At 72.6% G+C, this 22,476-nt stretch carries 18 protein-coding genes; 5 read left to right on the top strand and 13 right to left on the bottom strand.

Annotated elements, in window-relative coordinates; all coding sequences use genetic code 11:
* Nucleotides 1–204 precede the first annotated feature (204 nt).
* Entirely contained in the window at nucleotides 205–717 is a 513-nt protein-coding gene (locus ABD241_RS17995; protein WP_344065949.1) for a MarR family winged helix-turn-helix transcriptional regulator, read from the top strand.
* A gap of 1 nt (nucleotide 718) precedes the next feature.
* Nucleotides 719–2,431: an MDR family MFS transporter gene (locus tag ABD241_RS17990; protein WP_344065946.1), complete on the top strand. Its 1,713-nt coding sequence runs from the start codon at nucleotides 719–721 to the stop codon at nucleotides 2,429–2,431.
* A gap of 371 nt (nucleotides 2,432–2,802) precedes the next feature.
* Here ABD241_RS17990 and ABD241_RS17985 read toward each other — a convergent pair whose 3' ends face one another.
* The 6 genes from ABD241_RS17985 to ABD241_RS17960 form a co-directional block, all read right to left on the bottom strand.
* Nucleotides 2,803–4,002, bottom strand: a complete 1,200-nt coding sequence (locus ABD241_RS17985) for an MFS transporter (protein WP_344065944.1) — start codon at nucleotides 4,000–4,002, stop codon at nucleotides 2,803–2,805.
* Nucleotides 4,003–4,144: 142 nt separating this feature from the next.
* Nucleotides 4,145–4,882, bottom strand: coding sequence for an enoyl-CoA hydratase-related protein (locus ABD241_RS17980; RefSeq protein ID WP_344065941.1), 738 nt, complete (start codon nucleotides 4,880–4,882; stop codon nucleotides 4,145–4,147).
* Nucleotides 4,879–5,997, bottom strand: coding sequence for an acyl-CoA dehydrogenase family protein (locus ABD241_RS17975; protein ID WP_344065938.1), 1,119 nt, complete (start codon nucleotides 5,995–5,997; stop codon nucleotides 4,879–4,881). Before ABD241_RS17975 ends, ABD241_RS17980 begins: the two co-directional genes overlap by 4 nt.
* A complete protein-coding gene (locus ABD241_RS17970) occupies nucleotides 5,997–7,145 on the bottom strand; it encodes an acyl-CoA dehydrogenase family protein (RefSeq protein WP_344065935.1) in 1,149 nt (382 codons plus the stop codon). Before ABD241_RS17970 ends, ABD241_RS17975 begins: the two co-directional genes overlap by 1 nt.
* Before the next feature lie 95 nt (nucleotides 7,146–7,240).
* Nucleotides 7,241–8,521, bottom strand: a complete 1,281-nt coding sequence (locus tag ABD241_RS17965) for an Nramp family divalent metal transporter (RefSeq protein ID WP_344065932.1) — start codon at nucleotides 8,519–8,521, stop codon at nucleotides 7,241–7,243.
* 81 nt (nucleotides 8,522–8,602) lie between these two features.
* Nucleotides 8,603–10,087, bottom strand: a complete 1,485-nt coding sequence (locus ABD241_RS17960; protein ID WP_344065929.1) for a hypothetical protein — start codon at nucleotides 10,085–10,087, stop codon at nucleotides 8,603–8,605.
* Nucleotides 10,088–10,203: 116 nt separating this feature from the next.
* Between ABD241_RS17960 and ABD241_RS17955 the strand changes: the two genes are divergently transcribed.
* The gene (locus ABD241_RS17955; protein ID WP_344065927.1) at nucleotides 10,204–10,566 is read left to right on the top strand and encodes a TraR/DksA family transcriptional regulator; all 363 of its coding nucleotides are present in this window, start codon (nucleotides 10,204–10,206) and stop codon (nucleotides 10,564–10,566) included.
* A 65-nt stretch (nucleotides 10,567–10,631) separates the two neighbouring features.
* On the opposite strand, the gene ABD241_RS17950 is transcribed toward ABD241_RS17955, so the two are convergent.
* Nucleotides 10,632–11,240: a TetR family transcriptional regulator gene (locus ABD241_RS17950; protein WP_142181926.1), complete on the bottom strand. Its 609-nt coding sequence runs from the start codon at nucleotides 11,238–11,240 to the stop codon at nucleotides 10,632–10,634.
* A 75-nt stretch (nucleotides 11,241–11,315) separates the two neighbouring features.
* Here ABD241_RS17950 and ABD241_RS17945 point away from each other — a divergent pair, with 75 nt between their 5' ends.
* Nucleotides 11,316–13,430, top strand: a complete 2,115-nt coding sequence (locus ABD241_RS17945; RefSeq protein ID WP_344065921.1) for an MDR family MFS transporter — start codon at nucleotides 11,316–11,318, stop codon at nucleotides 13,428–13,430.
* Nucleotides 13,431–13,726: 296 nt separating this feature from the next.
* A complete protein-coding gene (locus ABD241_RS17940) occupies nucleotides 13,727–14,548 on the top strand; it encodes an oxidoreductase (RefSeq protein ID WP_344065918.1) in 822 nt (273 codons plus the stop codon).
* A 141-nt stretch (nucleotides 14,549–14,689) separates the two neighbouring features.
* Here ABD241_RS17940 and ABD241_RS17935 read toward each other — a convergent pair whose 3' ends face one another.
* The 6 genes from ABD241_RS17935 to ABD241_RS17910 form a co-directional block, all read right to left on the bottom strand.
* Nucleotides 14,690–16,174, bottom strand: a complete 1,485-nt coding sequence (locus tag ABD241_RS17935; protein WP_344065915.1) for a dihydrolipoamide acetyltransferase family protein — start codon at nucleotides 16,172–16,174, stop codon at nucleotides 14,690–14,692.
* Nucleotides 16,175–16,192: 18 nt separating this feature from the next.
* Nucleotides 16,193–17,185: an alpha-ketoacid dehydrogenase subunit beta gene (locus ABD241_RS17930; protein ID WP_344065912.1), complete on the bottom strand. Its 993-nt coding sequence runs from the start codon at nucleotides 17,183–17,185 to the stop codon at nucleotides 16,193–16,195.
* On the bottom strand, nucleotides 17,185–18,339 hold the full coding sequence (gene pdhA / locus ABD241_RS17925) for a pyruvate dehydrogenase (acetyl-transferring) E1 component subunit alpha (RefSeq protein ID WP_344065909.1): 1,155 nt from the start codon (nucleotides 18,337–18,339) through the stop codon (nucleotides 17,185–17,187). The genes ABD241_RS17930 and pdhA overlap by 1 nt, the downstream gene beginning before the upstream one ends.
* A gap of 302 nt (nucleotides 18,340–18,641) precedes the next feature.
* Entirely contained in the window at nucleotides 18,642–20,066 is a 1,425-nt protein-coding gene (locus tag ABD241_RS17920; protein ID WP_344065906.1) for an AAA family ATPase, read from the bottom strand.
* A 122-nt stretch (nucleotides 20,067–20,188) separates the two neighbouring features.
* Nucleotides 20,189–20,758: a hypothetical protein gene (locus tag ABD241_RS17915; RefSeq protein WP_344065903.1), complete on the bottom strand. Its 570-nt coding sequence runs from the start codon at nucleotides 20,756–20,758 to the stop codon at nucleotides 20,189–20,191.
* Nucleotides 20,759–20,948: 190 nt separating this feature from the next.
* Entirely contained in the window at nucleotides 20,949–22,445 is a 1,497-nt protein-coding gene (locus ABD241_RS17910) for a hypothetical protein (RefSeq protein ID WP_344065900.1), read from the bottom strand.
* Nucleotides 22,446–22,476 lie beyond the last annotated feature (31 nt).

Genomic DNA, 22,476 nt, shown 5'->3' with positions numbered 1-22,476 from the left:
CTGTTGGACGGGTCAGGCACGTCGGCAATCCTCGCACCTCCCCGATGGTGCGAGCACGGAGAACCATACGGGCCGGCGGGGACTGCACAACACCTTTGACAAAGGTTATACATACGAGTTGACAGACGTCCACGGCGGACCGAATACTTGCATGCTGCAAACAAATAACTCGCCGAGAACCACCACACCGACAGGAGCATGCGCGTGGGAGTCAGCAAGGACGAGGCGAACGAGGTCTTCCTCGGGCTGCTGCGCGTCCAGAAGCTGCTGGTCGCCGCCAAGCACAGCGCTCCTCGGCTCGAGGACGGCGTCGACGTCACGGCATACCCCGTGCTGTTCGTCGTCGCCGGTGCGGGGACCGTACGCATCTCCGAGCTCGCGGCGACGCTGCACAACGACGTCTCCACGGTGAGCCGCCAGGTCAGCGCGCTCGTCACGAGCGGCCTGCTGGAGAAGAGCGCCGACCCCAACGACGGTCGTGCCTGGGTCGTGTCGCTCACCGACACCGGCCACGAGGTGCTCGGCCGCATCCAGGACGGCCGCGCCACCTGGTTCCAGGGGCTGCTCCGCCACTGGGACGGGCCCGCCACCACGGAGTTCGTCACCCGCCTGCGTGAGCTCGGCGACGCGCTCGACGCCAACCTCCGGGCCCGGGGTGCAACGACGCCTCCCATGCCCTATTCCGCCACCAAGGTCCAGAAGCAGAAAGAGGACTGACATGTCCGACACCACCGCCGAACCGTCGCAAGCCGACGCCCGGGCGGGCGCGCCGGCGCTCTCGCACCGGGAGATCATCACCATCCTCATCGGTCTGATGCTGGGGATGTTCCTCGCCGCGCTCGACCAGACCATCGTCGCGAGCGCCATGCGCGTCATCGCCGACGACCTCAACGACCTCGCCGGGCAGGCGTGGGTCACGACGGCCTACCTGATCACCAGCACCATCGCGACGCCGCTCTACGGCAAGCTCGGCGACATCTACGGCCGCAAGAAGCTGTTCATCTTCGCGATCTCGATCTTCACGATCGGCTCGATGCTCTGCACGCTCGCCTGGTCCATCCCCTCCCTCGCGGCGTTCCGCGCGGTGCAGGGCATCGGCGCCGGCGGTCTCTTCTCGCTGGCCCTGGCGATCATCGGCGACATCGTCCCGCCGCGTGAGCGCGCCAAGTACCAGGGCTACTTCCTCGCCGTCTTCGGCACCTCGAGCGTGCTCGGCCCGGTCATCGGCGGCTTCTTCGCCGGCCAGTCGACCCTCCTCGGTGTCACCGGCTGGCGCTGGGTCTTCCTCGTCAACGTGCCGATCGCCATCGCGGCCCTGATCGTCGTCACCCGCACGCTGCACCTGCGCCACACCCGTCGCGACCACCGCGTCGACTACTGGGGCGCGCTCAGCCTCTCGGTCGCCCTCGTCCCGCTGCTCATCGTGGCCGAGCAGGGCCGCATCTGGGGCTGGGACTCGGGCCGCTCGATCTTCTGCTACACCGTCGGCCTCGCCGGTCTCGTGGCGTTCTTCGCCGTCGAGCGCGCGATGGGCGAGGAGGCGCTGATCCCGCTGCGCCTGTTCACCAACCGCACCATCGCGGCCGCCTCGGTGAGCTCGGTCTTCATCGGCATGGGCATGTTCGGTGGCCTCGCGGCCCTCCCGCTCTACCTGCAGATCGTCAAGGGCTCGACCCCGACGGAGGCGGGCCTCCAGCTGCTGCCGATGACCCTCGGCATCATGGCGGGCTCGGTCTTCTCGGGCCAGATGATCTCGCGCACCGGTCGCTACCGGCACTTCCCGATCATCGGTTCCGCGATCCTCGTGCTGTCCCTCTTCGGCTTCCACTACGTCACGGCCGACACCCCGCTGTGGAAGACGATGATCGGCATGTTCTTCTTCGGCATCGGCCTCGGCTTCAACTTCCAGCCGCTGACGCTCGCCGTGCAGAACGCCGTCGACCGGCGCGACATCGGCGTGGCCACCTCGTCGGCGACCTTCACCCGCCAGATCGGCGGCACGCTGGGCACGGCCGTCTTCCTGTCGATCCTGTTCTCGCAGGCCGGCACCAAGATCGGCGAGGCCTTCAAGAGCATCGCGCCGACCCCGGCCTTCCAGGCAGCCGTTCGCAACCCGAGCGGCGGCGACCCCGCCACGAACAAGGGATTCATCCAGTCACTGCAGGCCTCCCAGCAGGCAGGCGGCACGGGTGGGGCGGGCAGCTCGGCACTGTCGGACAGCTCGTTCATCAACCAGCTCGACCCGCGCCTGGCCCGGCCCTTCCTCGTCGGGTTCTCCGACGCGATGTCGGTCGTCTTCCTCGTCGCGGCGGGCGTGCTGGTGCTGGCCTTCATCGCCTCGCTCTTCCTGCCGCACGTCGACCTCGGCCCCAAGCCGGGTGCGGCGACCGCGCCGGAGGACGAGACCGTGGCGGTTGCCGCCGGCCACTGACGCCCCGCGCCACCCCCGCTTCACCCCGCTCCACCGTCGAGAGGCCACATGTGGCCCGGTGAGAGCAGTCGAAAGGCCACTTCTCGTCACGAGAAGTGGCCTTTCGACGTGTCAGGACCCGCAGGGTCCGGGCCTCTCAAGGGTTCGAACCGCGGGCGTATGCCGTGTGGTGCGGTCCCCGCGTCGCCTCTCGACGTGGCCGGCGCGGCCAGACGTGGCCTCTCGACGGTGAGGCGCGGCCAGACGTGGCCTCTCGACGTGGCCGGCGCGGCCAGACGTGGCCTCTCGACGGTGAGGGGCGGCCACACGTGGCCTCTCGACGTGGCCGGCGCGGCCACACGTGGCCTCTCGACGGTTGAGGGGGTGGGGGGTCAGCGGAGGGTGTGGAGCTCGCGGCGGGTGAGGAAGGCGCGGGTGCCGAGGGCCATCACGAAGGCGAAGCCCCCGGCGATGATGGCGACCCAGTAGCCGTGCTGGGCACCGACGTGGTCGACGACGACGCCGGAGACGGCGGAGCCGGCCGCGACACCGACGATGATCCCGGTCAGCACGATCGTCATGCCCTCGTTGAGCTGGGCCTTGGGCGTGATGCGCTCGATGAGGTTCATCGTCGTGATCAGGGTCGGCGCGGTCGCCATGCCGGCGACGAGCATGAGCACGGCGAGGGCCCAGAGGTTGGGCGCGAGGAGCACCGGCATCTCGAGCACCGCCATGCCGAACGTGCCGGCGACGAGCAGCTTGACGAGGCTGCGCCCGTGCGAGACGTGCCCGAAGACGAGCCCCGCGGAGGCGGACCCGACGGCATACAGCGCGAGGATGGCGCCGGCGGCGCTCGGGGCGCCGAAGTCCTGGGAGACAGCCAGGGTGACGACCTCGTTGACGCCGAAGATGGCGCCGGTCATGACCATGATGAAGGCGAGCGGGACGAGCCCCGGCACGGTGTAGGCGTGCTGGGTGGGACGCTCGTGGTGCGGCACGACAGGCGGCTCGGTGGACCGCGCCGAGATGAAGACGAGCACGCCGACGGTGTAGGCGAGCGCCGCGAAGAGGAACCCCGCCTCGGGGAAGAGCGTCGTCGAGAGCCAGATCGCGAGCACGGGGCCGATGACGAAGGTGACCTCCTCCATGACCTGCTCGAACGACATCGCCGCGTGCAGGTTCTTGGGGTCGGTCGCGAAGATGTGCGACCACCGGGCGCGGGCCATGGTGCCGAGGTTCGGGATCGCCCCGCACAGCGGGAAGGTGATGAAGAGCAGCCAGGACGGCCACCCTCGCCACGAGACGAGCAGGGTCATGACGACCCAGAAGCCGGACCACAGGAAGAACGGGATCGCGACGCGGCGCTGGCCGTAGCGGTCGACGAGCCGGCCGAGGAACGGCGCACACAGCGCCAGCGACACCATGCCGACGGCCACGACTGCGCCGGCCAGGGCGTACGAGCCGGTGCGGGCGGCGACCATGGCGACCACCGAGACGGCGAACATCGAGCCTGCGGTGCGCGCGATCATTCCCCCCGCGATGAACACGCGCGCCCCCGGCACCTCGAAGAGAGGTCGGTAGGACGCCAGCACGGGAGCTCCTTCTCGGTCGGGGACGGGCAACCTCCCCATCCTTACACTCCGCCCCCCACCCGGACGAAATGCCGGGTTCGCGATTCCGCCCCCGATCGAGGCCTGGATCGAGGCCTGGATCGAGGCCTGGATCCGGGTTGAGTCAGGCGCCGTGCCTGCGCCGCAGCGACCACATCTGCGGGGATCGCTCGAGCTCGACCGCGACGTCCCACGGGACGCCGCCGGGGGCCGTCTCGCGGCGGAAGCTGGCCACCATCCGGCGCGCGAGCGCGGGGTCCTTCGCGACCCGTCCGGCCACCTCGAGGGCGCGGTCGTGGACGTCACCGTCGTCGTATGCCGCCCAGGCCAGTCCGAGCGCGACCGCCCGCTCCCCGTCGACCTCGTCGCCGAAGAGGCCGAGCGCTGCTGCGGCCTCACGGCCGGCGACGCGGTCGATGAGGGTGAAGTGGCCGCCACCCGGGTGGATGCCGATCTGGGCGAAGCCGGGCAGCAGCCGGGCCGTGCGCGAGACGATGCGCAGGTCGGTGGCCAGCGCGAGGTTGAGGCCCGCCCCGACGGCCGCGCCACGCACGGCGGCCACGGTGGGCACGGCGATGGACCCGATGGTGGTGAACGCGGCGTAGACCGTCTCGAGGTTGCGGTAGGCCTCGTCCTCGACCGGGTCGCAGCCGGTGTCGGCCAGGACACTGCGCACCGCCCCGGCGCAGAAGTGGGCGCCGCCGGTGACGACGACCGCCCCGACGGCGTCGTCCGCCTCGGCCGTGCGGGCGGCGTCGATGAGCTCCCGCGACATCTCGACCGACAGGGCGTTTCGGCGCTCGGGCGCATCGAGCGTGACGACGGCGACCCCGTCGGTCACCTCGTAGCGGATCTCGGTCATGCGTGGGTCTCCTTCGCCGGTTTGGCGCGGCCGGTCGTGATGAGCGTCCAGAGCCGGTCGTGGCCGGCCGAGGCGGCCAGCGCGGTGAGGGTCTCGTCCCAGTCCTGCAGCGAGCCGTACTCGCTGCGCCGGGCCAGGATCGGCTTGGTGAGGGTGTGCAGCTCGTGTTCCAGCGTGGTCCCGATGGCGCCGAGCGCCTGGTGGGAGCCACGGACGACGACCGAGGCGGCGTGCCCGACGCACGACTTGGCGACGCCGACGGCGAAGAGCATGCCGGGATCGTGCCAGTCGGAGGCGGCGGCGCGGGCGACGGCGGCGTCGGTGGCGGTGCGGGCCAGCGCCGTCTCGGAGGCGAGGTCGGCCACGAGGTGCTGCACGGCCTGGAACCGCCCGATCGGGCGGCCGAACTGCTGCCGCTCCCGCACGTGGGCCAGCACGACCTCGACGATCCGCTCCATCGCACCGGTGACCTGCGCGCAACGCGCCAGCGCGCCGCGCAGGTGGAACTGCTCGCCGATCTCGTGCGGGACGACGGTGCCGGCCTCGAGGTCGTCGAGGTCGAACTCGACGGTGTCGCAGGGCTCGCCGGCGAGGTTGCGGCGCTCCTCGACGGCCACGCGCGAGGTCGGCACGTCGGCGACGCGCCACTGGTCGCGGTCCTCCCACAGGGCCACGATGCGGCTGGCGTCGCGGGCCCACGTGACGTTGAGGGCGACCCCGGACGGGTCGGGACGGCATACGGTGCGGATGCCCCCGTCGTTGGGCAGCCCGGCCGACTCGAGGAGCCAGCCGCCGAGCACGTCGTGCTCCGCGAGGGGCACGGGCGCGGCCGCGGCAGCGGCGAGACCGAGCAGCGCTGCGGCGTCGACCCAGCCGCCCCCGCTGCCGCCCGCCGCCTCGCTGCCGGTGAGGCGCGTCAGGCCGAGCTCCTCGAGCCGCTGCCACAGGTCGCGGTCGAGGTCGACGACGGCGGTGGGCGTGGCCCGGGTCGCGCGGTAGTCGATGAAGAGATCGTCGAGCACCGCGACGAGGTCGGGGTCGGGCGTCGTGGCGGCGGCGAGCTCGGACGGCTCGGTCGGCTCGGACGGCTGCGATGTCTGGGAGCGGTCGGTCATCAGCGCATCCCCAGCCCGCGGGCGATGACGCCGCGCAGGATCTCGTTGGTGCCACCGCGCAGCGTGAAGCCCGGCCGTTGGAGGATCGCGGCGTGCAGCAGCGTGTCGAGCTCGTCGTGGATGGCCCAGCCCGAGGCGGTGAGCGTGTCGACGTAGTCGGCGATGTCGCCCTCCTCGGTGGTGCCGAGCACCTTGACGACGGCGGCCGCGGTGTCGGCGTCCTGGTGGGCCTCGAGCGCAGTGGAGACCGCGAACGACATGTGGTGCAGGGCGGCGACGCGCGCGACGTGGCGCCCGAGCCCGGGGTCGGTGGGCAGGCGCCCGTCGTCCATCGCCTGCGCGGCCGCCGCCAGCAGCTGGAACGTCGACAGCACCCGCTCGGGGCCGCTGCGCTCGTAGGCGAGCTCGGAGGTGACCTGCGCCCAGCCCTGTCCCACCTCGCCCAAGACACGGTCGTCGGGGATGAGGACGCCGTCGAGGTGCACCTCGTTGAAGTGGTGGTCGCCGCCCATCGAGATGATCGGCCGGATCGTGACCCCGGGCGCGCGCAGGTCGACGATGAACTGGCTCAGGCCCTCGTGCCGGTGGGCCGGGTCGAGCGGCGCCGAGCGGGCGAGCGCGAAGAACGCATCGGCCTCGTGGGCGCCGGAGGTCCACACCTTCGTGCCGGTGAGTCGCCAGCCGCCCTCGACGCGTTCGGCGCGGGTGCGCACGCTGGCGAGGTCGGATCCCGAGTCGGGCTCGCTCATGCCGATGCCGAAGACGATCTCGCCGCGGCTGATGCCGGGCAGGAACGCCTGCTTCTGCTCCTCGGTGCCGTAGCGCAGCAGCGAGGGCCCGATCTGGCGCTCGGCGATCCAGTGCGCGGCCACCGGTGCGCCGACGACGAGCAGCTCCTCGGTGATGACGAACCGCTCGAGGTAGGTGCGTCCCTGGCCGCCGTAATCGGTGGGGACGACCATGCCGAGCCAGCCGCGCCTCCCGAGCTCGCGGGTGAAGTCGCGGTCCCACCGCGTCAGCCAGGTGTCGACGTGCGGGACGAAGGCACCCGCCTCGACCTGCTCGGCCAGGAACGCGCGCACCTCGTGGCGCAGCTCGGTCAGCGCGGGCAGCTCCCTGGCTCCCGGGGGGACGAGTCGAGCCGACATGCCCACCTTCCTCGTGCGACGTCGCAGCGGTTCGTGCGCCACTCTCCCACACGCTCCTGACGGGGGCGCGAGGGCGTATGCCGTCCGGCCGGCGCTCAGAGGCCGGTGGCCACCAGGTAGGCGCAGAGCCCCACGATGACCGCGGTGATGAGGGCCGCGGCGGCCGTGGTCACACGGTGGTTGACGAGGGCTCCCATGACGCCGCGGTCGCGGGTGAAGAGCAGCAGCGGCACGAGGGTGCCGGGCAGGGCGAACGAGAGGACCACCTGGCTCCAGACCAGCGCGTCGGTCGGCTCGATGCCGAGCCAGAGCAGGAGCAGGGCCGGCACGACGGCCAGCAGCCGGCGCAGCAGCGGCGCGATGGGCCGGCGGCCGAAGCCCTGCATGACGACGTCGCCGGTCTGGACACCGACCAGGGTGGACGCCAGGCCCGAGGCCAGCAGCGCGACCGCGAGCATCGTCGCGGCGAGCTGGCCCGCGTGGGCGGTCAGGGCGGCATACGCGCTCTCGATGCTGGCGCCGGCGCCCGGCGGCAGGGCGGCGGAGAAGACGACGAGGCTGACGTTGGCGACGCCGGCGACGGTCATCGCGATGACGACGCTGCGGACGGTGCGGCGCCCGGCGAGCAGCCGCTGCCGCTGGCGCGCCCCGTCGTCGGCCGCGGGGCCGGCACCGGCGGTGCCGTCGTGGCCGCGGGAGGCCGCGGAGTGGAAGTGCAGCGCGTGCGGCATGACCGTCGCCCCGACGATGCCGACGGCCAGCAGCGCGGCCGAGGAGTCGAGAGGGCTCGGCAGGAGTGAGCGCAGCAGGGCCGCGCTGTCGACGTCGGCGACGCCCACCTGCCAGGCCAGCGAGGCGAGGACGACGACGAGCAGCACGAGCACGACCGACTCGAACTGGCTGCGCCCGCGGAACCTCAGCGCGAGCACGACGAGGCTGAAGGCCGTCACGCAGACCGCCCCGGCCACGATGGGCATCCCGAAGAGCAGTCGCAGCGCGATCGCGCCGCCGACGATCTCGGCGAGGTCGGTCATGACGACGACGAGCTCGGCCTGGGCCCACAGCAGCAGGCGCCCGACGCCGGGGAAGCGCTCGGAGCTGTGCTCGGCGAGGCTCTTGCCCGTGGCCATGCCGAGCTTGGCGGCGAGGTACTGGATGACCATCGCCGAGCAGCTCGCGAACACCACGACCCACACCAGCGTGTAGCCGTGCTCGGAGCCGGAGGTGATGTTGACGCCGAAGTTGCCGGGGTCGACGTAGGCGATCGCGGCCAGCAGCGCCGGGACGAGCGTGCGCGGGCCGACGCGCGGGCCGCCGAGGCCGCGCTCCGGCGGCCGGCGGTCGACGCGCGGCTCCTGCGCCACTCGCTCACCCATGGAGGACAGCATCGATCCTCGCGGAGCTCCCGTCCAACTGCCGTGCAAATAGGGGCGGCTCGCGACGGTCCGCATCCGTCGTCAGCGGGCGGAGCCGAGCCCCAGCAGTGCAGCGATCCCGAGGGCGCTGCGCGGGTCGTAGGCGGCCGTCCACAGCCCTCCGTGCGCGGCGGCATACGCCTCGTCCTGCCACGGGGCGGGCAGCGCCGGCGAGCCGGTGCGCAGGTCGTGGACGAGCAGCGCGGCCATGAGGGTGTTGGCGGTGCCCGGCTCGAAGACCTCGACGCCGAAGCGGTGCGCGCCGGCGTACGCGGCCGCGAGCGCCCGGTTCTTCAGCACCGACCGCGTCCGGGTGGGCGGCGCGACCTTGAACGACACGAGCCCGCCGTCGGCGCGGTATGCCGTCGCGCGCCACCGCTGGAGCCGCTTGGCGAGCAGGTAGTTGGGTCCCTGCTGGAGCACCACGCTGTCGTTGATGCCGGGGTCCTGGCCGGGCACGTAGTTGCGCCGCAGCAGGCGGCCGCCGCTGACGGTGCGGAGCGGGACGCGCAGGACCTTGGAGGTGCGCCGGTTCGCGTAGCTGTCGACGGAGCGCTCGACGGCCGCGCCGGGCACGGCGAAGACGTCGGTCGGGGTGGCGAGGAAGGCAAGGGCGACGTGGTCCGTGCCCTTCGCCCGCACGACCTGCTGGGTCAGGGCGTCGACGGCCGTGGACACCCGGACGTTGGTCTCGCCGTCGGCGTAGACGTAGTTGCCGAGGACGAGCGGCCCCTCGAGGCCCGCGACCCATTCGGTCACGGCGCCGAGGTCGTGCACGAGGTCGCCGCCGGCGCGGGCGTGAAGCGGGTCGGTGCCCGGGCGGGCGGGGACCGTGAGAGACCCGGCGAGCCTCCGGGTCTCGCCGAGCAGGCGGTCCCACAGGTCGCGTCGTGGGAGGTCGACCGCCGCGACGTCGGCGCCCCAGCGCAGCAGGGAGCGCAGCGGGCCCATCTCGGCGGCGGCGCCCAGCACGACGACGGTGCGGTCGGACAGGTCGAGCCAGTCGGGGTTGTCGACGACCCGGCCGACGGCCTCGGCGCACGTCGGCTCGACGACGCCGGCCTGCACCCAGAGGTCGAGGCGGCGGCGGAGGTCGTCCCCGGAGAGGCGCTCACCGGCATACGGCACCGACAGGACCCGGTCGGGCGTCCCCTCGCCGCGGACGGTCTCCGAGCCGAGCGGCTCCGCGGGCTCCCCGCGGTCGGTGGGCTCCTCGCGGACGGCGAACGCCTCGGCGAGGGGCCGGTCCCCATCGCTCCCGGTCCAGCACATCCGCTCGTGCAGCGAGACCAGACCGCGCCGGGCGATGTCGTGCGCCGCCCCGGGCGAGGTCAGCCCCGCCTCGACGAGCCGGCGGAAGTGCGGCAGGTAGCCCTGGCGCCAGTTGGTCTCGCGCTCGGCGGAGGCGGCACCCACCCGGTCGACCCCGCGAAGCGCGTCGGCGACGACGGCACGCCCGGTGGCGGTCGTGCTGCGGCGTCCGGACGTCGGATCGAGTGGGAAGACCACTCCGCTGGGGTCGCTCATGGCCCCATCCTGCCCGAGCCGCGGCCCGGGTCGGTGAGGCCGACGTCACGCCCGGTACGGGGTGGGTTGTGGCACGAGTCCCCGCCGAAACCGCGCGATCGGAGGACGATGGCGACATGAGTACGAGAACGACCGCACTGGCGGCGGAGCTGGCGTCGGACCGGGCCAACGAGGTGGAGCGGATCGCCGGCCTGCGCCGCGAGTTCGCCGAGGTCGTCGAGGCGTCTGAGGCCAACATCGGGGACGACGAGCACGACCCCGAGGGCTCGACCATCGCGTACGAACGCACCCAGATCGCCGCCCTCATCACGCAGGCGGAGCAGCACCTGGCCGAGATCGACGCGGCCCTGTCGCGGATCGAGGAGGGCACCTACGGCAGGTGCGAGGTGTGCGGCGAGGAGATCCCCGACGGGCGGCTGCGCGCGAGGCCGGCCGCTCGCACCTGCATCGCGCACGCGGGGGCCGCGCTGCGGACCTGATAGTCAGCGCTGACGACCGGGGCGGCGGTCGGGGCGGCGGTCGGGGCGGCGGGCGGGGCCAGCCGTCAGCGAAGGCCGGTCGCGACGCGCTCGAAGGCGGCGTCGATGTTGCGCTCCAGCTGCCCGGCGCCGCCGTTCTGCTGGTGCTCGATGCAGGCGCGCACGGCGGCGATGGCGAGGGCGACCGTGAGCCGCGGCTCGAGCGAGGCACCCGGCTCGACGCCGAGCCGGCGCTCGAGCGCGGCCGTCAGGGCGTTCTCGATGCGGATGTTGTTGCCGACGAGGGCCGGCGCCAGCGACGGCTCGCCGAGCAGGATGCGGCGCCGCTTGGCCCGCACCTCCGGGTCGACCGACGCGGGCGCGAGCATCCCGGCGATGATGCGGTGGAGGGACTCGAGCGGCGACTCGCCGGGGACGTCCTCCTCGACCGCGGCGGCATACGACTCGAGCTCCTCGCCGGAGGTGCCGATGACGGCCGCCTCCTTGGAGGGGAAGTAGTTGAAGAAGGTGCGGGCGCTGACGCCCGCGCGGGCCGCGATCTCCTCGGTGGTGACGGCGGCGAAGCCCTTCTCCTCGACGAGGTCGAGGGCGGCGAGGTTGAGCGCGCGGCGGGTCTCGCGCTTCTTGCGCTCACGCAGGCCGCACGCCTCGTCGGGCAGCAGGTCCGTGCTCATGCCTCCATGGTGCCACACCCAAGTGCAGTCGCTGCAATTTTGCAGTGACTGCACAATCGGCGTACCCTGCTCGACATGCCCCAGTCATCCCTGCGCGTCCCCGCCACCGCCGGGGTCGACCGTCCAGCCGCCAAGCCCGGCCTCGACGCCTCGACCCGCAACATCTTCATCGCGCTCATGCTCGGCATGCTCGTCGCCTCGATCAGCCAGACGATCGTGGGGCCGGCCATGCCGCGCATCGTCGCCGAGCTCGGCGGCATCGACCACTACTCGTGGCTCGCCACCGCCGCCATGCTCGTCAGCGCGATCACCGTGCCGATCGTCGGCAAGATGAGCGACCTCTACGGCCGGCGCGGGTTCTACCTCGGCGGCCTCGTGGTCTTCATGGCCGGCTCGATCCTGTCGGGCTTCGCGCAGAACTTCTGGTGGCTGATCGGGGCCCGCGCCATCCAGGGCGCCGGCATGGGCACCCTGATGCCGCTGTCGCAGACGATCATCGGCGACATCATCCCGCCGCGTCAGCGCGGCAAGTACCAGGGCCTCATGGGTGGCGTCTTCGGCCTCTCCTCGATCCTCGGCCCGCTCGTCGGCGGCTTCGTCACCGACAACTGGGGCTGGCGCTACCTCTTCTTCATCACGCTGCCGGTCGGCGTCTTCGCCTTCTTCGGGATCAGCCGCTTCCTGCACCTCGAGCACAACCCGCGCGAGACCGTCGTCGACAAGGCCGGCATCGGCGTGCTCTCGCTGACGCTCATCCTGCTGCTCGTGCCCACCTCGCTCGGCGGCACGACCCTCGACTGGGGCTCCCCCGCCATCATCGGGATGTATGCCGCGGGCATCGTCGCGCTCGGCGCCTTCATCGCCATCGAGCGCCGGGCCGTCGAGCCGGTGCTGCCGCTGCGCCTCTTCAGGAGCTCGCTGTTCACCCTGAGCAACATCGCGGCCTTCATGGTCTCGGTCATGATGTTCGGCGCGATGATCTACCTGCCCGTCTACGCGCAGGGCGTGCTCGGGGCCTCGGCCACCAACTCGGGCCTGATCCTCATGCCGATGTCGGTGGCCATGATCGGCCTGTCGATCGTCGCCGGCCTCGTCATCACCAAGACCGGCCGCTACAAGCTGCAGACCATCGCGGGCATCCTCCTCATGGGCGTCGGCTTCTGGCTGCTCACCCAGCTGCACTACGGCTCGAGCCAGGCCGAGCTGACCCTGTCGATGATCGTCTTCGGCGTGGGCCTCGGCATGGCGCTGCAGGTCTTCACCCTGATCATCCAGAACTCGGCCCAGCGCAAGGACCTCGGCGTGGCCACCGCGTCGACGCAGTTCTTCCGCAACGTCGGCTCGACCGTGGGCACGGCCGTGTTCGGCACCATCATGACGAGCGGTCTCGCCGGGAACATCGCCTCGCACCTGCCGGTGTCGGTGGTCAAGCAGATGCAGTCCTCCGGCCAGGAGATCAGCGCCGGCTCGGTCCTGGACCCCGCGGCCCTGGCGAAGCTGCCGCCGCAGATCGCCAGCGGCGTCCAGCAGGGGCTCGCCGACTCGCTGCACACCGTGTTCGTCTGGGGCCTCGTGCCGTTCGTGCTCGCGCTGGTCGTCACCCTCTTCATCAAGGAGGTGCCGCTGCGCGACACCGTCCACACCGCCGACGAGGCCGGGGCCGAGCTGCTCGACACGCTCTCGCAGTCGTCCGACGAGGAGCTCAAGGTGCCGCTGGGCCGCGAGGCCGGCAACACGCGTACCCACGAGCGCCTGCTCGGCCTGCGCCTGGGCCTGCTCGCCGACTCGGCGCTGCGCGGCGACCGCCCGCTGCTGACCCGCGCCGTCGCCCGGCTGGGCGACGGTGACCTCGACGCCGGCGCGGCCCTGCTGCACCGGACCTCCCGGATGCTGACGACCGAGGACCCGGCCCTGGCGGCCGAGACCGAGCGGTTCGCGGTGGAGGTCGCGGCCCGGGCCAGGGCCGAGGGCGGAGTCCTCGACGAGGCGCTCAAGCGCGAGCTGGCCACCGCCGTGGCCGAGCGCGACGCCCGGACGGTGCTGACCACGGTCGAGCCGACCATCGCCCAGCGCCACGAGGCCGTCGACATCCGGCTGCTCTCGAGCGTCGGGGACGACCTGACGGCCGCCTACCTCGTGGACCGTCAGAAGGCGCGGCTCGCCGAGCAGGCCGAGGCCGCGGTGCGCTGACCCGCCGCCCCGCCGACACCGTCGAAAGGCCACGTCTGGCCGCCTTGACACCGTCGAAAGGCCACGAACGGCCGCCTTGACACCGTCGAAAGGCCACGAACGGCCGCCTCGCAATGGTCGAGAGGCCACTTCTGACACCGAGAAGTGGTCTCTTGGCGTTCGGCGGGCGGCCACACGTGGCCTTTCGACGTTCGGTAGGCGGCCACACGTGGCCTCTCGACGGTTGAGGGGGTGGCGGCGGGAGGGCTGGGAGGAGCGGGGCTTGCGAGACGGGCGTGGCCGCATACGGTGACGGCATGACCAAGGTTGCCCTCGTCACCGGCGCGTCGTCCGGCATCGGTGAGTCCATCGCCCTGCACCTCGTCGAGTCCGGGTGGACGGTGTATGCCGTCGCCCGCCGGGTCGAGCGGATGGCCGCGCTCGAGGCGCGCGGGGTCATCACGTTCGCCATGGACGTCACCGACGACGCCTCGATGGTGGCCGGCATCGACCGGATCATCACCGAGCAGGGGCAGATCGACGCCCTGGTCAACAACGCCGGCTACGGCTCCTACGGTCCGGTCGAGCACGTGCCGATCGACGAGGCACGCCGCCAGTTCGAGGTCAACGTCTTCGGGCTCGCGCGGCTGACGCAGCTCGTGAGCCCGCACATGCGCACCCGTCGGCGGGGTCGGATCGTCAACATATCGAGCATCGGCGGCAAGATCTACGAGCCGCTGGGCGCGTGGTACCACGCGACGAAGTTCGCGGTCGAGGGCTTCAGCGACAGCCTGCGCGTCGAGCTCGCGCCGTTCGGCATCGACGTCGTCATCGTCGAGCCCGGCCCGATCATCTCGGAGTGGAACACGATTGCGCGCGACAACATGGTCGAGCACTCCGTCGGCACGGTCTACGAGGACCTCGCGCGCCGGATGGCCGTCATGTTCGAGCGGATCGACACCCCGCGGATGAGCTCCGGCCCCGAGGCCGTCGCCGAGAAGGTGCTCAAGGCGTTGGAGGCCGCGAACCCCGCGACCCGCTACCCCGCGGGCCGGGGCGCCCGCGCCATCGTCACGGCCCGGCGCCTGCTGCCCGACCGGGCGCTGGACGTCGTTCTGAAGCGCGCCTACTCGCGCTGACCGGGGGCGGGGTCCGCCCCGACTGCGTGCACCGTCGAGAGGCCACGACTGGCCGCTCCCGACACGTCGAAAGGCCAGCCCTCGCGACGAGAGCTGGCCTTTCGACTGGTGTCAGTGGGCCGTTCGTGGCCTTTCGACGGGTCAGCCCCAGACGAGCGCCTGGGCCGGGTCCTCCATGATGGCGGCCAGGTCGCTGAGGAACCTCGAGCCGAGCTCGCCGTCGATGAGGCGGTGGTCGAAGCTGACCGCGAGCTGCGTGACGTGCCGGATCGCGATCTCGTCGTTGCCGGCGGCGTCGGTGAGGACCCAGGGCTGCTTGCGGATCGCGCCGAAGCACACGATCGCCGACTCCCCCGGGTTGATGATCGGCGTGCCGCTGTCGACGCCGAAGACGCCGACGTTGGTGATCGTCATCGTGCCGCCGGACATCTCGGCCGGCTGGGTGCGACCCTCGCGGGCCGTCGCCGTCAGCTGCCCGATCGCCTGCGCCATCTCGAGCATCGACAGGGCGTGCGCGTCCTTGATGTTCGGGACGATCAGGCCACGCGGGGTCGCGGCGGCGATGCCGAGGTTGACGTAGTTCTTCTGGACGATCTGCTGGTTGGCCTCGTCCCACGTGGCGTTCATGCCCGGGTTGCGCTTGACGGCGAGGACGAGCGCCTTGGCGAGGACCAGCAGCGGCGTGACCTTGACGTCCCTGAACTCGCGGCTGCCCTTGAGCCGGTCGACGAGCTCCATCGTCTTGGTGACGTCGACCGTGACCCACTCGGTGACGTGCGGCGCGGTGAAGGCCGAGCCCACCATCGCCTGGGCCGTCATCTTGCGGACGCCCTTGATCGGGACGCGCTCCTCGCGCTCACCCGTTCCGAACGGCATACGCGGGGCCGCCGGTGCGGCGACAGCGGCGGCCGGCGCCTCTGCCTGCACGGACCCGTTGACGGCTCCGCTCGCGTGGCCGGTGACGTCGTCACGGGTGATGATGCCGTCGGGCCCCGTCGGGGTGACGGCAGCCAGGTCGATGCCCAGGTCCTTGGCGAGCTTGCGCACCGGAGGCTTGGCCTTCGGACGGCCACCGGCAGCGCCCACTCCCGAGACCGCCGAGACAGCCGGGACTGCGGGGGCCGGGGACTCGACCCGGGCCGCAGGGGTTGCCGGCTCCGCGACGGGTGCCGCAGCCGCGATCTGCTCGGTCTCGGTCGGGGTCTTCACCACCCCGGCCGCGGCCGGGACCGCAGTCGTCTTGCGCGGACGACGGGCCGTGGCTCCGGCCTTGGCGCCGTAGCCGACGAGGATCGCCTCGCCGGCGCCACCGCCCGCCGCGCCCTCTGCCGGCGCGGCCTTCTCGCCCGGGATCGACGGCGTCGCCGGAGCCTCGTCGCCGCCCAGGCCGTCGTCGATCGAGATGATCGGGGTGCCGACGTCGATGGTCTGGCCGACCTCGACGAGCAGCTCCTTGACGGTGCCGGCCCACGGGATGGGCAGCTCGACGAGCGACTTGGCCGTCTCGATCTCGAGGACCATGTCGTTGACCTTGACGGTGTCGCCGGGGGCGACCTTCCACTCGACGATCTCGGCCTCGACGAGGCCCTCACCGGGGTCGGGCAGGTTGAACGTCTTGATTGCCATGTGTGCCAGCGCCTTTCGTCAGTACGCGAGTGCGCGGTCGACGCCGTCGAGGATCCGGTCGAGGTCGGGGAGGAACTCCTCCTCCATCCGGCTCGGCGGGTACGGGATGTTGGCGCCGTTGACGCGGATGACCGGGGCCTCGAGCTCGTAGAAGCACTGCTCGGTGACCTGGGCGGCGATCTCGGACGCCATGCCGAGGAAGCTGCTCGCCTCGTGGACGACGACGAGCCGCCCGGTCTTGCGCACGGACTTCACGATGGTGTCGATCGGCAGCGGCGAGAGCGAGCGCAGGTCGATGACCTCGATGCTCGTGCCCTCGGCCTCGGCAGCGGCGGCCGACTCGACCATCGTCTTGACGACCGGGCCGTAGCCGAGCAGCGTCACGTCGGTGCCCTCGCGGACGACGTTGGCCTCGAAGAGCCCTCGGGGCGCGGTCGTGGCGGCGGTGTCGTACTCGGCGCGGTCGTGGTAGCGCCGCTTCGGCTCGAAGAAGATCACCGGGTCGTCGCAGGCGACGGCCTGCTGGATCATCCAGTGGGCGTCCTCGGGGTTGCTGCACGCGACGACGCGCAGGCCCGCCGTGTGGGCGAAGTACGCCTCGGGGCTCTCGGAGTGGTGCTCGGGGCTGCCGATGCCGCCGCCGAACGGGATGCGGATGACCATCGGGATCTTGACGGTGCCGAGCGAGCGGGCGTGCATCTTGGCGACCTGGCTGACGATCTGGTCGAAGGCCGGGTAGACGAAGCCGTCGAACTGGATCTCGCAGACGGGCCGGTAGCCGCGCAGCGCCATGCCGACCGCGGTGCCGACGATGCCGGACTCGGCGAGCGGGCTGTCGATGACGCGGTCCTCGCCGAAGTCCTTCTGCAGGCCCTCGGTGATGCGGAAGACGCCACCGAGCTTGCCGATGTCCTCACCGATGAGCACGACCTTGGGGTCGGCCTCCATGGCCTTGCGCAGGCCGTTGGTGATGCTCTTGCCGAGCGTGACCTTCTCCAGCTGCGCGGCCATCAGTTCGCCTCCTCGAAGCTCGCCTTGTAGGCAAGGTAGGCGGCACGCTCCGCCTCCATGACGGGGTGGTCCTCGGCGTAGATGTGGTCCCACATCGTCTCGCCGGGCATCGTCGCCATGGTGACGCAGCCCTCGCGCAGCTCGGCGGCGAACCGGTCGGCCTCCTCGTCGACGGCCGTGAAGAAGGCGTCGTCGGCCATCCCCTCGTGGGCGAGGTAGGTCTTGAGGCGCAGGATCGGGTCGCGGAACTTCCACTCCTCGACCTCGGCCGACACGCGGTACTTCGTCGGGTCGTCGGCGGTGGTGTGGGCACCCATGCGGTAGGTGTAGGCCTCGACGAGCAGCGGGCCGTTGCCGTTGCGGGCCTCGTCGAGGCAGTGCTGCGTCACGGCATACGTCGCGAGGATGTCGTTGCCGTCGACGCGCACGCCCGGGAAGCCGAAGCCCGCGGCGCGCTGGAAGAGCGGGATACGGGTCTGCTTCTCGACAGGCTCGGAGATGGCCCACTGGTTGTTCTGGCAGAAGAAGACGACCGGGGCGTCGAAGCTCGCCGCGTAGACGAACGCCTCGTTGACGTCACCCTGCGAGGACGCGCCGTCGCCGAAGTAGCAGATGACCGCGGTGTCGCGCTCGGGGTCGCCGGTGCCGACGTTGCCGTCCATCCGCACGCCCATCGCGTAGCCGGTGGCGTGCAGCGCCTGGGCCCCGATGACGATCGTGTAGAGGTGGAAGTTGTTCTCCTTCGGGTCCCACCCGCCCTGGCTGACGCCACGGAAGAGCTGCAGCGAGCTCTGCGGGTCCATACCGCGGACGAAGCCCACGCCGTGCTCGCGGTAGGTCGGGAAGACGAAGTCGTGCGGCTTGAGCGCGCGGCCGGAGCCGACCTGGGCGGCCTCCTGGCCGAGCAGGCTCGGCCACAGGCCGAGCTCGCCCTGGCGCTGCAGGGCGTAGCCCTCGGCGTCGAGCCGGCGGATGAGGACGAGATCGCGGTAGAAGCTCCGCAGGTCCTCGGGCGTCAGGTCCGCGACGTACTTGTCGTAGTCGGGGTGGGACACGCGCTGCCCTTCCGGGGTCAGCAGCTGGATCATGTCCGGGCCGCCGTCACCGACCGCGGGGGTCGGCTGGTGCAGCTCGGCGACAACCTTGTCGCTCACGTGGGGCTCCTTCGCCGGTGAGACCGGCCTTCTCGTTCGGCCCGCGGACGGGGGTCACCCGCTCGTCGGCTTCTGGGGGCGCAGGGCCGCCGTTCGTGACGACGGACACGTGCTTGGTCCTCGACCCGGAACTTACCGGAGAGCCCTGCAAATCTCACAATGCGGGACGACGCCGCAGGTGAGGTGCCGATTCCCGGGTCCCGGCCCCCCCAGCGAGGTGTGCCGATGGCGTATGCCGTGTCGTCGGGTCCGCACCCACGGCGGCGTCAGCGGCGGCGTCAGCGGCGGCGTTAGCGGCGGGGTCAGCGGCGGGTGCCCCAGTTCCACGGCGGGGTGGTGAGCAGGCCCTGGCCCTGCACCACCGTCTCGCCGAGGTCCTTGACGAGCGTGATGCCGCGGGCCGATGAGCCGAGACCGACCGGGGCGTCGTCATCGTCGTCGGCGTCCCCGTCGCCGGCCGCGACGCCGAGCTCGCGCACCAGGGCCCCGGAGTGGGAGACGAGCAGGATCTGGCTGCGCTCCGCCGCCGCGCGGACGAGCCGGGCCAGCGGCGCGAGCAGGTCGGGGTGCAGCGAGGTCTCGGGCTCGTTGAGGACCATGAGCGGCGGCGGGTCGGTGGTCAGCAGCGCCGCGACGAGGAGCAGGTAGCGCAGGGTGCCGTCGGACAGCTCGGCGCTGCTCAGCGGTCGGAGCATGCCCGGCTGGTGCAGGGCGACGTCGAAGCGGCCGCCCTCGACCGTCACGTCGAGGATCGCCCCGTCGAAGGCGTCGGCCACGGCGCGGTCGAGCTCGGAGCGGCCGTTCTCGCGGATGGTCTGCAGGGCCGCGGCGAGGTCGCGGCCGTCGTCGGCGAGGACAGGGGTGCGGGTGCCGACCTGCGGGGTGCGTGCCGGGGCGCCCGCGTCGGCCCGGAACCCGTCGTAGAACCGCCAGCCCCGGATCATCCGCCGGACCCGGAGCAGCTCGGGCGCCCGTTCGGGGTCGGCCAGCTCGGTGAGCATGCTCTCCCACGGGGAGAGGGACCGGGTCAGCTGCGTCCACCCGGGCGTGGCACCCCGGCCGCGGGCCGAGGAGCTGCCCGACGACCCGGCAGCGCCCCCCGGTCCCCCGTCGTCGCGGTAGGCGGCGCGGCGTCCCCCGCGGCCCGGGCCCGACTCCTCGACGGGGTCGGACTCCCACTCGGCGCCGTCGGCACCGCCCTCGTCGCCCCAGCCGGCGTCCCAGGCATCGTCCGCATCGAGACCCGACCGGGTCTCGACGACGTTCCAGCGCCGGCGCACGAGCACCGAGCCCGGTCGCATCACCGGGCCCGACCACACGACCTCGCGCTTGATCTCGGGGTCGCGCAGGAAGGCCGAGGGCGAGCCGGCGTCCATGCCCGACGACTGCTGCGGCAGGCCGAGGTCGACGAGGTAGCCGAACTCGTCGGACGCGAAGCCCAGCTGCAGGCTGATCGGCCCCTTGCGCCGGGTGCCCTGCACGGCGTGGCCCCGCGCACGGGCCCCACCCAAGGTCGCCGGCCCGGCCCAGAGGGCGGACTCGAGGCCGCCCTCGCGCGCCAGCGTGCCCACGACGTCACCGCGCCCGCACCCGGCGAGCAACCGCAGCGACCGGTAGAGGCTGGACTTGCCGCTGCCGTTGGCGCCGGTCACGACGTCGAGCCCGTGCAGCGGCACCACGACGTCGCGCAGCGAGCGGTAGCCGGACACGGCGACGGCGGTGAGCATGCCCCGACGATAGGACGGGCCCCCGACAGCCGCGGCCGGTGCGCGGCCGGTCCGAGGCCGGTCCGAGGCCGGTGCGAGGCCGATCCGGGACCGTCCCGGAGGTCCGAGACAGGACGGGAAGGTCAGTCGCCGCCCGGCGAGCCGTTCGGCGAGCCGTTCGGCGAGCCGTCCGGCGCCGCATCGGGGCCGCCACGGCCGCGCAGGAGCAGCGCCAGCATGAGGACGAGCGCCACGAACCACAGGCCGACGGCGACCTGCGGGAAGACGGCCACGGCGGTGCGCGTGACGGTCGGCACGCCGGGCGCGTACCAGCCGAAACCGAGGCCCGCGGTCATGATGGTGAGCCCCACCGCGGCCACGGCCAGCGCCGCACCGACGGCCCCCGCCGCGACGGTTCCCGGACGGCGCCTCGTCCGGCGACGCCGGACGGCCCACAGCCAGAGGCCCGCTGCGACCAGCGCGAGCACGGCGGAGAAGCCGAGCACCGCGAGCGTCCCGAAGGAGCCGGCGAGGTCGGTGGACGACTGCGCGCTGAGCGACCGGACCCGGCCCCACAGCCAGACCTCGAGCAGCGGGACGGTCCCCTGCTGAGTGGCCAGCTCCATCCGCTGGGTGGGCCAGACCAGGGCCGCGACGACGAGCACCGCCCCGGCGGCGAGCAGCGGTGCCACCAGGCGCCGCACGTCAGGCACGCTGCCCGGCGTCGTGGGCGCCGGAAGAACCGGCGCGCAGCCCGAGGCTCGTCTCCATGGCCAGACCCTAGGCCGTTCCGCCCACCACAGGAGCCGTTCGCGGTCGCGTGGCCCCTACGCGGGTGGCGCGGCGCTCCGCGGGGTTGCGCCAGCCGTGCCGCCCCGAAACCTTGAGGCTGCACGGCCACGCTCAGCCCCGGCCCCGCCCCTCGTCGTCGTCGTCGCTGAACCCGACCGAGGTCGTACGCGTCGTGCCCGTCGGCGTGGCATCCCGCAGCCTCGCGGCACGCTGGGTCGTCGGCCGCTCGGTGACGCCGCTGGGACCGGGCGTGAGCACCCCGGCCGACGACCTGCTCCGTCTCGGCCCGGCCAGCCGGGTCGAGGCGGCGGACAGGCGGCCGGCGAGCGCGCCGGCCGGTCCGGGCAGCACCGTCGCGGCCACGAGCACGAGGGCCAGCGCGAGGACGACGACCGCGGCGACCTCGAGCCGGCCCGTGGGGGTCGTCCAACGCACCAGCCCGGGTTGCAGGCCGATCGACCGCTCGTCGAACGACAGGCGCTCGACGAGCGAGCCACCCACCGTCGCGAGAGCCAACGCGAGCCCGGCAGCCGCCGTCAGCTCCCCGAGACGCCCCGGCCTTCGCAGCCACCACGCCAGCCCCGCCGCCGCGCAGGCGAGCACGGCGACGAGCAGCACGAGCCGAGCCACGGGGTTCGGGCCGCCGTACGCGTCGAGCAGCACGCCGTCGGAGGAGTAGACCACCTGCCGTCCCCAGGACCAGATGCGCTGCTCGTAGCCCTTGGTGAAGTCCCCGACCTCGGGGGCGCGCACCGCCACGACCGTCGTCGGCCAGACCGCGGTGGTCGCCGCGAGCAGCACCCCCACGGCTCCGAGCGTCGCCCCGGCACGTCGCACCAGCAGCGCCTCCCGACCGCCGACCGCGCCGTCCGAGACAGCACCATCCGCAACCGGCCCGGGCGCCGGCTGCTCGGCCCCGGGCTCGGGCACCGACTGCTCCTCAGCCGCTTCACGCGGCGCCGCAACCGGCAGGTCGACCGAGCGCCACGACGCCGACGCCGCCGCGCGTGCGCCCGACCGGGCCCCCGGCGCCGCGACCCTCACCGGGCCGTCGGCGTCGTCCGGCCTCCCGAGTGCGCGGACCCGCGCGACCCAGGCGGACGGCATACGTACGCCGGTCAGCGACAGGACGACGAGCGCGACCGCCACGACCCCCACGAGCGCTGCAGTGGACTCGAGCCAGCCCACGACCGTGGAGGCGCCGGAGGCCGCCAGCCCGTGCACGTCGTCGCGAACCGGACGGCCGTGCCGCTGCGCACTCGACGTCACCAGGTGCCCGAGCAGGGCCGCCCACGCGAGCGGCGCGACGACCGGGACCCACGCCGCCCGAAGCAGCAGCCAGGCGACGGCAGCCCCCGCCGCGAGCAGGAGGAGCGTGACCAGGACGACGAGCCCGAGAGGATCCCACAGGTCCTGCACCACCACGCCACCGGCACCGAGGACCTGCGAGCGGCCCCAGCTCCAGAACTGCTGGTCGAAGAGGACCACGCCCCGCTGGCTGTCGAGCGTCGTCAGGTGCCACGTCGGCGCGAGCACCGACGGCACCGTGAGGAGCACGGCGAGGAGCGCGGCCGCGCCGGCCGGGACCCGTTCGCGCTGCAGCGCCATGCGCCCTCCCCCGCCGCGCACCCTCGCGCGG

The organism is Terrabacter lapilli (assembly GCF_039531305.1).
Lineage (GTDB): Bacteria > Actinomycetota > Actinomycetes > Actinomycetales > Dermatophilaceae > Terrabacter > Terrabacter lapilli.
This window is presented reverse-complemented; position numbering and strand designations above follow the sequence as displayed.

Bases quoted from the DNA above. Each gene is read 5' to 3' on its own strand.
- ABD241_RS17990 (WP_344065946.1), top strand. From the start codon at position 719: ATGTCCGACACCACCGCCGAACCGTCGCAAGCCGACGCCCGGGCGGGC.
- ABD241_RS17980 (WP_344065941.1), bottom strand. From the start codon at position 4,882: ATGACCGAGATCCGCTACGAGGTGACCGACGGGGTCGCCGTCGTCACG.
- ABD241_RS17975 (WP_344065938.1), bottom strand. From the start codon at position 5,997: ATGACCGACCGCTCCCAGACATCGCAGCCGTCCGAGCCGACCGAGCCG.
- ABD241_RS17970 (WP_344065935.1), bottom strand. From the start codon at position 7,145: ATGTCGGCTCGACTCGTCCCCCCGGGAGCCAGGGAGCTGCCCGCGCTG.
- ABD241_RS17965 (WP_344065932.1), bottom strand. From the start codon at position 8,521: ATGGGTGAGCGAGTGGCGCAGGAGCCGCGCGTCGACCGCCGGCCGCCG.
- ABD241_RS17960 (WP_344065929.1), bottom strand. From the start codon at position 10,087: ATGAGCGACCCCAGCGGAGTGGTCTTCCCACTCGATCCGACGTCCGGA.
- ABD241_RS17955 (WP_344065927.1), top strand. From the start codon at position 10,204: ATGAGTACGAGAACGACCGCACTGGCGGCGGAGCTGGCGTCGGACCGG.
- ABD241_RS17950 (WP_142181926.1), bottom strand. From the start codon at position 11,240: ATGAGCACGGACCTGCTGCCCGACGAGGCGTGCGGCCTGCGTGAGCGC.
- ABD241_RS17945 (WP_344065921.1), top strand. From the start codon at position 11,316: ATGCCCCAGTCATCCCTGCGCGTCCCCGCCACCGCCGGGGTCGACCGT.
- ABD241_RS17940 (WP_344065918.1), top strand. From the start codon at position 13,727: ATGACCAAGGTTGCCCTCGTCACCGGCGCGTCGTCCGGCATCGGTGAG.
- ABD241_RS17935 (WP_344065915.1), bottom strand. From the start codon at position 16,174: ATGGCAATCAAGACGTTCAACCTGCCCGACCCCGGTGAGGGCCTCGTC.
- ABD241_RS17930 (WP_344065912.1), bottom strand. From the start codon at position 17,185: ATGGCCGCGCAGCTGGAGAAGGTCACGCTCGGCAAGAGCATCACCAAC.
- ABD241_RS17920 (WP_344065906.1), bottom strand. From the start codon at position 20,066: ATGCTCACCGCCGTCGCCGTGTCCGGCTACCGCTCGCTGCGCGACGTC.
- ABD241_RS17910 (WP_344065900.1), bottom strand. From the start codon at position 22,445: ATGGCGCTGCAGCGCGAACGGGTCCCGGCCGGCGCGGCCGCGCTCCTC.